Annotated in this window: 11 protein-coding genes, 1 tRNA gene and 1 pseudogene; 8 read left to right on the forward strand and 5 right to left on the reverse strand. The window is 68.2% G+C overall.

Features of this window, described 5'->3' with window-relative positions:
* The first annotated feature begins 85 nt into the window (after positions 1 to 85).
* Both H0W38_RS11085 and H0W38_RS11090 read left to right on the forward strand, forming a co-directional pair.
* Entirely contained in the window at positions 86 to 1,000 is a 915-nt protein-coding gene (locus tag H0W38_RS11085) for a DMT family transporter (protein WP_292453882.1), read from the forward strand.
* 1 nt (position 1,001) lies between these two features.
* Entirely contained in the window at positions 1,002 to 1,247 is a 246-nt protein-coding gene (locus tag H0W38_RS11090) for a hypothetical protein (RefSeq protein ID WP_292453884.1), read from the forward strand.
* A gap of 12 nt (positions 1,248 to 1,259) precedes the next feature.
* On the opposite strand, the gene H0W38_RS11095 is transcribed toward H0W38_RS11090, so the two are convergent.
* Together H0W38_RS11095 and H0W38_RS11100 are read right to left on the reverse strand one after the other, a co-directional pair.
* A complete protein-coding gene (locus H0W38_RS11095) occupies positions 1,260 to 1,511 on the reverse strand; it encodes a hypothetical protein (protein ID WP_292453886.1) in 252 nt (83 codons plus the stop codon).
* A 105-nt stretch (positions 1,512 to 1,616) separates the two neighbouring features.
* Positions 1,617 to 2,399: a 3-hydroxybutyrate dehydrogenase gene (locus H0W38_RS11100; protein ID WP_292453888.1), complete on the reverse strand. Its 783-nt coding sequence runs from the start codon at positions 2,397 to 2,399 to the stop codon at positions 1,617 to 1,619.
* 58 nt (positions 2,400 to 2,457) lie between these two features.
* Between H0W38_RS11100 and H0W38_RS11105 the strand changes: the two genes are divergently transcribed.
* The 4 genes from H0W38_RS11105 to H0W38_RS11120 all read left to right on the forward strand — a co-directional run bounded on the left by H0W38_RS11105 (position 2,458) and on the right by H0W38_RS11120 (position 6,081).
* Positions 2,458 to 3,348 carry an alpha/beta hydrolase gene (locus H0W38_RS11105; protein ID WP_292453891.1) on the forward strand — a complete coding sequence of 297 codons (891 nt, stop codon included), beginning with the start codon at positions 2,458 to 2,460 and terminating at the stop codon, positions 3,346 to 3,348.
* Positions 3,345 to 5,636 (forward strand): bifunctional (p)ppGpp synthetase/guanosine-3',5'-bis(diphosphate) 3'-pyrophosphohydrolase, encoded by a 2,292-nt coding sequence (locus tag H0W38_RS11110; protein ID WP_292453893.1) that lies wholly within the window; start codon positions 3,345 to 3,347, stop codon positions 5,634 to 5,636. The genes H0W38_RS11105 and H0W38_RS11110 overlap by 4 nt, the downstream gene beginning before the upstream one ends.
* A gap of 38 nt (positions 5,637 to 5,674) precedes the next feature.
* Positions 5,675 to 5,751, forward strand: a tRNA-Val gene (locus H0W38_RS11115).
* Between the two features lie 135 nt (positions 5,752 to 5,886).
* The gene (locus H0W38_RS11120) at positions 5,887 to 6,081 is read left to right on the forward strand and encodes a hypothetical protein (protein WP_292453896.1); all 195 of its coding nucleotides are present in this window, start codon (positions 5,887 to 5,889) and stop codon (positions 6,079 to 6,081) included.
* A gap of 172 nt (positions 6,082 to 6,253) precedes the next feature.
* On the opposite strand, the gene H0W38_RS22075 is transcribed toward H0W38_RS11120, so the two are convergent.
* Positions 6,254 to 6,406 carry a hypothetical protein gene (locus tag H0W38_RS22075; protein WP_367161928.1) on the reverse strand — a complete coding sequence of 51 codons (153 nt, stop codon included), beginning with the start codon at positions 6,404 to 6,406 and terminating at the stop codon, positions 6,254 to 6,256.
* On the opposite strand from H0W38_RS22075, the gene H0W38_RS22080 reads away from it, so the two are divergent.
* Complete coding sequence (locus tag H0W38_RS22080; protein ID WP_367161932.1) at positions 6,395 to 6,685, forward strand: hypothetical protein; 291 nt, start codon at positions 6,395 to 6,397, stop codon at positions 6,683 to 6,685. The genes H0W38_RS22075 and H0W38_RS22080 overlap by 12 nt on opposite strands.
* Positions 6,639 to 6,899 (forward strand): FCD domain-containing protein, encoded by a 261-nt coding sequence (locus H0W38_RS22085; RefSeq protein ID WP_367161930.1) that lies wholly within the window; start codon positions 6,639 to 6,641, stop codon positions 6,897 to 6,899. The genes H0W38_RS22080 and H0W38_RS22085 overlap by 47 nt, the downstream gene beginning before the upstream one ends.
* Positions 6,900 to 7,102: 203 nt before the next feature.
* On the opposite strand, the pseudogene H0W38_RS11130 reads toward H0W38_RS22085, so the two are convergent.
* Together H0W38_RS11130 and H0W38_RS11135 are read right to left on the reverse strand one after the other, a co-directional pair.
* A pseudogene (locus tag H0W38_RS11130) lies at positions 7,103 to 7,216 on the reverse strand (hypothetical protein); the annotation flags it as partial.
* Positions 7,217 to 7,614: 398 nt separating this feature from the next.
* A partial coding sequence (locus H0W38_RS11135; protein WP_292453898.1) for a DUF3179 domain-containing (seleno)protein occupies positions 7,615 to 8,097 on the reverse strand: 483 nt, incomplete at its 5' end.

The following is an 8,097-nucleotide window of genomic DNA, read 5'->3' on the forward strand; positions in this document are numbered from 1 at the left end:
GGGTTGTAGTGCACCTCCTGCCCCCGCCAACCTGGAGTTCTAGCGAGACTCACATCCAGGCCGCTGCGCGGTTCTTCGAAGATCGATGACTCATCGCCGTGCGGTTGCGCTGATGGTGCTGGTGACGCTGATGTGGAGCATCGCCGGTGTGGTGACGCGCCATCTGGATGCGGCGCGCAGCTTCGAAGTCACCTTCTGGCGCAGTCTGTTCAACGCGCTGGCGCTGGCTGCGGGCTTGAGCCTCATGCGCGGAACGGCCTTGTGGCGCGGACTGCTCGGTGCGCCCTGGCCGCTGTGGTTGTCGGCGCTGTGCTGGGCGGTGATGTTCACCGCCTTCATGGTGGCGATCACGCTCACCACGGTGGCCAACGTGCTGATCAGCATGGCGATCGCTCCGTTGGTCACCGCCTTGTTCGCGCGGGTCTTTTTGCGGCATCGTCTGCCTGCGCGCACCTGGGTCGCCATCGCGTTCGCGGGCGCCGGCATCGGTTGGATGTTCGGCAGCGAAATCGGCGGCCCTGGCGCCTCGCTGGTCGGCACACTGGTTGCGCTGGCCGTGCCGCTGGCCGCGGCCGTGAACTGGACGGTTCTGCAGCACATCGGCCATGGGTCGGGCGATCCCGACGATGCCGCTGCCGCCGACCTGCCGGACATGTTGCCCGCGGTGCTCATCGGCGCGCTGCTGTCGGCCGCCGTGAGCTTGCCGCTGGCCTGGCCGCTGCAGGCCAATGCGCACGATCTGGGGCTACTGGCGGTGCTGGGCGTCGTGCAACTGGCGATTCCCTGTCTTCTGGTCGTCCACCTGAGCCGGGTACTGCCCGCGCCCGAGATCGCACTGCTCGCGCTGCTGGAAGTGCTGTTCGGGGTGGCCTGGGTCTGGCTCGGCGCCGGCGAGCGACCGGCGGTCTCGGCGCTCAGTGGCGGCGCACTCGTGCTCGGCGCGCTGGTCGCCAACGAGACGCTGGCTCTCTCGACAGCGCGCTCCAGCGTGGCCGGCTAGCATGGCCAACCACGCATGGCGCTTCTTCGAGTTCGCGAGCGGCCAGAAGCCGTGCAGCCTCAACGAGGAAGCGGCGCACACCGAGAACATCGAGGTGTTCGCCAGCCACGTGGGTCTCGGCGTGAACCCGCTGGGGCTGCTCGCCCTGGCTGACCGGCTGGCCCAGGACCCGGCAAGCTGGCGCCGCTTCGACCGGCCGGCTGCCTTGCGCTGGTCGATGGCACAAGGCCCCGCCCGGCCGGCGTGAGCCGAATGCGATTCAGCGAGTGAGCGTCCCCTGATCGAGCCTGATCGCTTGCCGGCCGATGCCCATGGCGTGCTTCAGCGCCTCTTCGGGCCCTGTGAAGCGGTGGCCGCCGGAAAGGCGATCACTGCTGAACACGCGGCGCGGCGCCTGGCCGGGACCGCGGATTTCATGCACTTCGACGGCGGCGGTGTAGCCGCCACGCGGGCCGTCGATCGCGCCGGCGTAGATGCGAAAGTCCCCGATGTCGCGCTCTTGCAGGTTCATGGCCGTCTCCGGTGTGTCGAACCCGGCAATAGTCGGCGACGGATCGCGGTTTGCCATCCACCGGAGGAGGGAACTCCGATGGGGGCGGCGCCGGCGGGCTCTTCGCTACTGCGCCGTCCATCCGCCGTCCACCGCCCAGGTCACGCCCTTGACGTTGGCCGCAGCGGGCGAGCACAGGAAGACCGCCAGCTCGCCGAGCTGCTCAGGCGTGGTGAACTGCAGCGAGGGCTGTTTTTCGCCGAGCAGGTCCTTTTCGGCGGCGTCGGCCGAGAGGCCCTGGCGGGCAGCGCGCTCGTCGATCTGCTTTTGCACCAGCGGTGTGAGCACCCAGCCGGGACAGATGGCATTGACGGTAATGCCACTCGTGGCCGTTTCGAGCGCGACCGACTTGGTGAAGCCGACGATGCCATGCTTGGCCGCCACGTACGCCGACTTCGCCGCCGAGGCCACCAGACCATGCGCCGAAGCGATGTTGATGACGCGGCCCCAGTTCTTCGCCCGCATGCCCGGTATGGCCAGACGTGTCGTGTGAAAGGCCGAGCTGAGATTGATCGCGATGATCGCGTCCCACTTGGCCGTGGGAAAGTCCTCGACGGCGGCGACATGTTGAATGCCGGCGTTGTTGACGAGGACGTCGACGCCGCCGAAGTCGCTGGCCGCAAACGCCATCATGGCTTCGATCTCGGCCGGATTGCTCATGTCGGCGCCGTGGTAGCCGACGCGGCCGGCGTGGGCCTGCCCCGCCTCGCGCACCTGAGCCTGCGCGCCGTCGCTGTCGCCGAAGCCGTTGAGGATCACGTTGGCGCCCTGGCGCGCCAGGCCGAGCGCGATGCCCAGGCCGATGCCGCTGGTGGAGCCGGTGACGAGGGCGGTCTTGCCTTTGAGCATGCTGGGTCCTTTCGTTGCTTGCGTTGGTTAGCATCATTATCCGAATGAGGACCTTGTCATGACCGAACCCCGCCTCGACTTCGTTCAGTGCCTCGACGCCGGCGGCCTGCACCGCATCGCGTATTGGGAGTGGGGCGAGCGCGGCAACCCGCGCGTGGTGGTCTGCGTGCACGGCCTGACCCGCCAAGGGCGCGACTTCGACACGCTTGCGCGCGCGCTGGCCACAGACTGCCGCGTGATCTGCCCCGACGTGGCAGGCCGCGGCCGCAGCGACTGGCTGATCGAGCCCATGGCCTACGGCATACCGACGTACGTGTCCGACATGGTCGCGCTCATCGCCCGGCTGGGCGTGCGGCAGGTCGATTGGGTCGGTACCTCGATGGGCGGCTTGATCGGGCTCAGCCTGGCCGCGCTGCGCGACGGCGATGGCAAGTCACTGGTCGGCCGCCTGCTGCTCAACGATGTGGGCCCGACGCTGCGCGCCGAGGCGATCGAGCGCATCGGCAGCTACGTCGGCGTGCCGAAGCGCTACGCCAGCGTGGACGAGGCGGCCGACTACCTGTGGAGCATCTCGCAGGGCTTCGGGCCGCACAGCCGCGAACAATGGCTGGCGTTGACGCGGCCGCAGTTGCGCGAGATCGAGGACGAACAGGGCAAAAGCTTCGTCTCCCACTACGACACGCGCATTGCACTGCCCTTCAAGGCCGCGACGCCCCAGCTCACCGCCCTCGGCGAGGCAGCGCTGTGGCAGCGCTATGACTCGCTTTCGTGCCCCACGCTTGTGGTCCGCGGTGCCGACTCCGACCTGCTTTCGCGCGAGACCGCCACAGCCATGACCGAGCGGGGCCCCAGGGCGAGGTTGGTCGAGCTGCCCGGCGTCGGCCATGCCCCGACCCTGGTGGCCGACGACCAGGTGGCGCTGGTGCGGGAGTTCCTCGGCTTGCCATGAAGACCGGTCTTGCGGACGCCGCCTCCAGCGCGGCTCCGATCGTGCAACTGGCCGGCGTGGCGGGCGAGGGCCCCGAGCCCGCTGCTGCGACCCCGGAGGACGCTGCGCAACTCGAGGCCGCGGTGCTCACCCGTGCGCGTGCCTTCGCCGAGCCGCTTCTGGCCACGGCACGACTCGACACCGGCGAGAACGCGCTCGCTCACGCCGACGGCCTGGCTGCCATCCTGCAGGCCATCGGTGCCGCGCCATCGATGCGCGCTGCCGCCTACCTGGTCTACGCCGGCGACTATCTGGCCCGGCCCGAGGACGTCATCGCCAAGGCCTTCGGCGAGAGTTACGCCAGCCTCGTCACGCATACCCGCAAGCTGGTGCAGGCCCAGCGCAATGCGCGCGAGGCGATGGACGAAGGTGCGCTCGATGCCGCACAGCAGGCCGCGCAGATCGAGCGCGTGCGCAAGATGCTGCTCGCCTTCTCGCGTGACCTGCGCGTCGTCTTGCTGCGCCTGGCATCCCGCCTGCAGACCCTGCGCTGGCATGCGGCCAGCAAGCTGCCCTGCCCGAAGGCGCTGGCGCGCGAATCGGCGCAAGTGTTCGCGCCGCTGGCCAACCGCCTGGGCATCTGGCAGATCAAGTGGGAGATCGAGGACCTGGCGTTTCGCTTCCTGCAGCCGGACGAGTACCAGCGCATCGCCCGCCTGCAGGGCGAAAAGCGCGTCGAACGCGAGCAGGAGGTCGAGGCGGCGCGCCGAAGGCTCGAAGCTGCGCTCCACGCCACTGGGCTGCGCGCACAGGTGCAAGGCCGGCCCAAGCACTTCTACAGCATCTGGAAAAAGATGCAGGGCAAGCAGCTCGCATTCGACGAAGTGCTGGACGTGCGCGCGCTGCGCGTCATTGTGGACGACGTGGCCGGCTGCTACGCCGCGCTCGGCCGCGTGCAGCAGCTCTGGCGCACTGTTGCGGAGGCCTTCGACGACTACATCGCGCGGCCGAAACCCAACGGCTACCAGTCGCTGCACACCGTGGCGCTCGACGAGCGGGGCCGCGCTATCGAGATCCAGATCCGTACCGTGCAGATGCACGAGCATGCCGAGAGCGGCGTGGCAGCGCACTGGGCCTACAAGGAGGCCGGCGCGCGCGGCTATGCGGGCGTGAGCGCCGGCGGCGATTTCGAGGACCAGGTGGCGCAGGCGCGCAAGGCGGTGCTCCGTCAGTTGCTTGCCTGGGAGCGCGAAGTCGTGACCGAGCCGGGAGGCGCCGGCGGCGCCGGCACCGGCGAAGGCCTGTTCGACGATCGCATCTATGTTTTCACGCCGCAGGCCTCGATCATCGAGTTGCCGACAGGTGCGACGCCGGTCGACTTCGCTTACACGCTGCACACCGATCTCGGTCACCGATGCCGCGGCGCGCGTGTCGACGGCGCTATGGCGCCGCTCAACACCCCGCTCCAGAGCGGGCAGACCGTCGAAGTGGTTTCGGCGAAGGAGGGCGGGCCGTCGCTCGACTGGCTCAACGGCGAACTCGGCTACCTGCGCAGCTCGCGCGCCCGCACGAAGGTGCGCGCCTGGTTCAACGCGCTGTCGCAGCAGCAGACCATCGCGCGCGGCCGCGAGGCGGTCGAGAAACTCCTGCAACGCGAGGGCCGCACCGCCATCAAGCTGGAAGACCTGGCGAGCCAGCTCGGTTTTCGCACCGCCGATGCGCTGTTCGAGGTGGTCGGCAAGGACGAATTTTCGCTGCGCAACATCGAGAACCTGCTGCGCCCGCCCGAGCCGCAGCTCGACCCCGACGAGTTGCTCACCCAGCGCCTGAGCCGAGGACCGCGCGGCGATGCGACGCCCCGAGGCGGCGTGCTCGTGGTCGGCGTCGAGTCGCTGCTGACCCAGCTTGCGCGCTGCTGCAAGCCGGCGCCGCCCGACATCATCGGGGGCTACGTGACGCGCGGCAAGGGCGTGGCCGTCCACCGCGCGAGCTGTGCGAACTTTCGGCAGATGGCGCGGCGTACTCCGGAGCGTGTGATTCCCGTCGCCTGGGGCAGTCCACGCGTCGGCGAGTCGGCGGTTTACCCGGCGGACGTGATCGTCGAGGCGGCCGATCGGCAGGGCTTGCTGCGCGACCTCTCCGAGCTGTTCGCCAAGGAGAAGATGAACGTCGTGGGCGTGCAGACGCGCAGCCTCAAGGGCAGCGCATGGATGAGCTTCACGGTCGAGGTCACCGACTCGGCACGCCTGCAGGCGGTGCTGGCTTCCGTGTGCCGCATCGACGGCGTGCGCAGTGCGCGGCGGCGCTAGAAACTCGCTTTTGCCATGCTAGAATTTCGCCCTTATTCAGGCGCGTAGCTCAGCTGGTTAGAGCACCACCTTGACATGGTGGGGGTCGTTGGTTCGAGTCCAATCGCGCCTACCAAATCGGTAGTGAAGACAAGCACTTAGCGGAGACGCTCGGTGCTTTTTTCTTGGCGGTACGGAAAAGCTCGTTCTGACGACGAGGAGCAATCTCGAGGGCGGCTATCAACGCGACCGTTCGCGCGGGATCGGTCCTGTGCTGCAGGTCGATCCGGTGCGGCTGCGCACGATGGCCATCGCCTGCATCGCCTGCATCGCCGGCCTGCCGCAGGTGAGCCTGCCCGTCGCCGCACCGGCGGACGCGCCCCTGGGCATCTCGCTGCTCGGGCCGGCGGGCAGCGACCTTGCCCTGATCCGCTTCGCGGCCCGCCTGCACGAGGCTTTGGCTTGACCATGCCGCTGCGGCCATCGCCATCCACGCGGGCCGTTCATGGCGCGGACGGCATGCCGCCTCCGGAGCCACAGCTGCTACCGCGCCACCGATCCGAGCCTACACCTCGAAGCAGTGGCCCGGAGCAAGCGAGCGGTACGTCGGCCGTCAGCGGCGACATCGAGACGCGCATCTACCAGGCCGTGTTCGACGGCGTGATGAACCAGCGCCTCGTCCCCGGCACCAAGCTGCCCGAGGCCTCCTTGTGCGAAATCTTCAAGGTCGGCCGGTCGGTCGTGCGCAGGTGCTGCAAAGGCTCGCGCACGACCACATCGTGCAGTTGCATCCGGACCGCGGCGCCTTCGTCGCGGTGCCCACGCGCGACCGCGGCCGACCTCGCCGAGCTGCGACACCGGTGCTGCTGGAGCATGAGGTCATGCACAGCTACGACCAGCCCGCGTGGATGCGCCTGGCCAGCGGCTTTCACCTGCGCCTCGCGGCACTGGCGCGCAACCCGATCCGGCAGCGCTACCTGCAGGAGACCGTGTCGCGCTGCGCGCTGCGCGCTGATCGCGGCGCTGTACGAGCCGCCGGGCAATGCGGCGTGCGAACACGACGAGCATGAACGCATCGTGGATTGCATCGAGCGCGCAGAGGCGCAAGCGGCGGTCGAACTGATGGACGCGCACCTGCGCACTCTGGAGCACAGCATCGTGCTTCGGCGGGAGACGCCGCGGCACAGTCTGAAAGGATTTGCTGGGGCTGGGGGACGAAGAAGCACCAGAACGGCGCTCTATCGTGCACGGGTGAGGCATGGTGTCGTGATGGACGCGGGTTGAGCCAGCGTGGCGAATCCCCCCGCTTGCTTCGATCTGCGATGGGCGTCTCGGCCCGCGTCAGTTCGTCTCGGCCAGTGCATCGATCGCGCGCTCGAACAGTGCGAGGGGCGGGCAGTAGAAACCGCGGCCGACGAAGCCGCCGCGCCCGTCGCCGGCGATCATGCCAGCGATCAAACGCAGGCACTTCAATGCCGCCGCGGCGCATCGAGCTCGGCGCGAACGCGCAAGCCCGATTGGGTGGTGACGCCGCCAATCAGATTGACCACGATTTGCCGGCTCAGCAATGGCTTGCCTCGCCAGTTGTTGGTGATGTGGCAGTTGGTAAGTTGGCACCTTCGAGACCCCCTGAGTTCGACGGGAGGAAGACTCGCCGCCCCTCCACGTGTCGTGTAGCGACAGCACCCAGACCACCGTTCCTAACATGCTCTCCTTCCATAACGCGGGTTCCACGGTGGCGGGGCAGCCGAATCCAGCGGCCGAATGTGGCGGTGAAGTGGCGATCGCGAGCGACCGCCGATCAGGCCATCTCATCAACACGGTAGGCCGCGAAGACCTCATCGACCCGCGTGGCAAACGCATGGTTGTGGTAGTTGCTGAGACCTCTGCCACGGCGCGTAGGTTGCACAGGCTTGCCCGGTGCGCAGCAAAGGCGATCAGCACGATGCAGGCCAGCGCGATCGCTGTTCAGCAGCGTCGCTGCTTTCCCCGGATTCGGCTACGGTGCACTCAGCACCTCGGTTTTCGGGTGAAACGCGACCCAGGCGAACCAGTAAGCCATGGTGCCGGGCAGCAGGCGCCCCTGGTCATCGAAGGCCTCGGCGGTACCGTGGGCGCGGTCGTAGCGAATGCGAAGTTTCTTTCCGCCCACCATGTCCGGCAACTCGCCGCGCGCATCGACCGTGCGCGCCAGGGCACTGAACGGATACGCCTTGGGCACACCGTTGACCTGCACGCCCAGCACCCATTCCTTGAGTGGGAACCGGTCGTCGCGGTGCTGCACGTCGAACATCAGGCGCTGGATGCGGTCGTAGCCGGCATAGGGATCACGGGCGTAGTCGCGTTGGAAACCCATGTCGGTGGACAACACCTCGGTGGCGGGGTGGCGGCGGCGCCAATCGACCCAGCTGGTATGGGTCAGCGGTACGGGCTGCAGCTGAGTTCCCTTGAGCGGGCCGCTGATCGCCGTGGTCAGGATCTG

This window comes from Methylibium sp., from assembly GCF_013817365.1.
GTDB lineage: Bacteria > Pseudomonadota > Gammaproteobacteria > Burkholderiales > Burkholderiaceae_C > Methylibium.